Annotated in this window: 2 protein-coding genes; one reads left to right on the top strand and one right to left on the bottom strand. The window is 32.0% G+C overall.

Annotated elements, in window-relative coordinates; translation table 11 throughout:
* The coding region (locus tag AC2LE6_RS08835; protein ID WP_484478894.1) for a malic enzyme-like NAD(P)-binding protein at nt 1-537 on the top strand (537 nt) is incomplete at its 5' end.
* 18 nt (nt 538-555) lie between these two features.
* On the opposite strand, the gene AC2LE6_RS08830 is transcribed toward AC2LE6_RS08835, so the two are convergent.
* Nucleotides 556-2,685, bottom strand: a 2,130-nt coding sequence (locus AC2LE6_RS08830; RefSeq protein WP_484478893.1) for a beta-propeller domain-containing protein, incomplete at its 5' end; no start/stop codon positions are given.

Here is a 2,685-nt window from a genome sequence, read left to right as displayed (position 1 = left end):
TATAACCGTAAGGGTGTAGTAAACAAAGACTTGTATGATAACTACAAGTTCCTATTAAAAGAATTAATAGACGACAACATTATTTCATATCCAAAATCAGAAAAAGCAACACTATCAGACATTATGGTAGATGCCGATGTATTTGTCGGAGTTTCTGTCGCAAATATTATCTCTAAAGATATGATAAAATCAATGAATGATAAACCATTTATCTTCGCCATGGCAAATCCAAACCCAGAAATATCATATGAAGACGCAATTAGCGCTGGAGCATATGTAATGGGTACTGGTAGAAGTGATTATCCTAACCAAATCAACAACGTACTGGCGTTCCCTGGACTATTCAGAGGAGCATTAGATGCAAGGACTAAAAACATCACAGAAGCAATGAAAATGGCAGCTGCCAAAGCAATTGCATCTATTATCACAGATGATGAACTAAGTACTGATTATATTATCCCTAGTCCATTTGATAAGCGAGTAGCATATGAAGTTAGTGAATCAGTTAAAAAAGAAGCACATAAAGAAAAAGCCTAGAAATCTAGGCTTTTTAATTTAATCTATCATTACATCGTCTTCCATACCCCAGAATCCCCAGTAGTAATAGTTTTCTTGTCTTAACACATTCTGTGTTTTAAGAATAACCGTTGGGTTATCTATTAGAGATACAGCTACATATTTGTTACTGATAGTATATAAGTAATCTGAGATGAATTGCGCTTTATATACATTTACGTATTCATCACTATTTTCTTCATGTTCAATAAATGAATATGTATCACTAAATCCATTTTCTAAATCTAAGTTATACATCATGATTCCTGATTTATATGTATAACCTTCTTCTTCTGAGTAATCATGAGAAGAGAATGGGAATGCAATAATACCTTTACCTAAGTCTATTAGTAAATCTTTATGATTGTAGGTAACAGAACTCCATACCCAACCAAAATCTGCGTATTTGAATTCTACAGAATCAAACACTGTTGGATCAACTGTTTTGTCGCTTATATCATAGATATCTAATTTCATACCATCAATTCTACCTTCGTTATCAGCAGTAAATCCAATACCTAACATGTAATCGTTATTTAAAGGTTGTAAATATGAACTGAATCCAGGTATTTCTAATTCACCAACAACTTCTGGGTTTAATGGATCAGATAAATCAATTACATAGAATGGATCAGTTTGTTCAAATGTAACTAAGTATCCATAATCTCCACTAAATCTAGTAGATTTAATAGTTTCTCCTACATGACCTAAATTTTCAAGTACACTAACTACTTCTAAATCTTCATCTAATACATATAGTCTATTATTTATGTCTTCTCCCCACCAACCGCTTGTAGTGGTAATTCTTAAATGGTCATCATGCTCATCCATACTAAATTGATTTAATGTATATCCTTCAATATATCCGATAGCATCAAACTCAACTTCTGCGTTATCAATAGATACTTTCATAATTGCAGTTCTATGTTGGTAAATAGCATCATCATCTGAAGTTGCATCAAACCAGTAATAAACACTACCTACTAAGTACATGTTCTCATCAGATACATATAAATTATAACCATTATCTCCAAGTACAACTTCCATATCTACTTTAGTAGTTTTTAAGTTGATTCCAAAGAATGATGTGAATGTATTTGGACTAGTACCATTTACATATACGATATCTTCATAACGTGTCGTAGTTTTAATTCCATTTACTTCGTAATAAGGTAAATACTCATCTATATTGATATCTTCTTCATAAAATGGTAGATATTTATTAGTGATTACATATAATTCATCACCAATTCTTCTAGTTCCAGTGTAATATCCATTTAAAGAGTATTCTTCTAATAATTCAAAGTCATTCTCTGAATCATAAACCATTACTTTTACATTGTTACTGTTATTTCTTTCATACCAATCAACGTATTCTCCGTCTTCAAGGCAGTTATAATTGTAATTGTTATATTCACTTGTGATAACGATTAAACGTCCATCTCCCTCAACGTCGTAATCATTATATGCATACATACCTACAGGGTATAATGCTTTTGATTCACAAGAATCAAAATCTTGTTCATATGTGATTTCATCAAATAACCCAAAATTATCAATACCGTTTTCAACAGTATATGCTAGTGTAATTTGAATAGCAGCGCCATGCATTGTGTATATGTATTTTCCATCTGTTACAACAATATCTAACTCGTCTACACCATCAACTTGGTTATTCGGTCCTGAATAATCATCACTACCTGAACCTTGATCGTCAGTTTGAGCATCTCCATCAAATTCCATTTCTGGTGAACCTACAGAGTCATCCGTAGCAAACAATACATCATTTCTAAACCATCCGTTTGAATATGTTTGCGTTTGTTCTTGATAGTTTTCAAATATTTGTAGTATATCATCGCTTGATCTCACTGTAATAAATTGTCCTATGTCTTCTGAACCAATATTTGCTGCAACAAAAATTCCAAGAACAAAAAGGAATGTAGGGGCAAGTGCTAAAGCACCAAGTAACGATTTCTTACTTCTTACTACCTCTCCTTTAATTCTCATGCTTCTTTGTTTCAGTCTTAATTGTCTATTTAACCCATATTCTTCTAAGTATTTTGTTGAAGCTACAACAGTAACCCCAATTCCAATTAATATAAATAATAATATGATTGGATTGTCTATTAA

Source organism: Candidatus Izemoplasma sp. (assembly GCF_982632705.1).
This window is presented reverse-complemented; position numbering and strand designations above follow the sequence as displayed.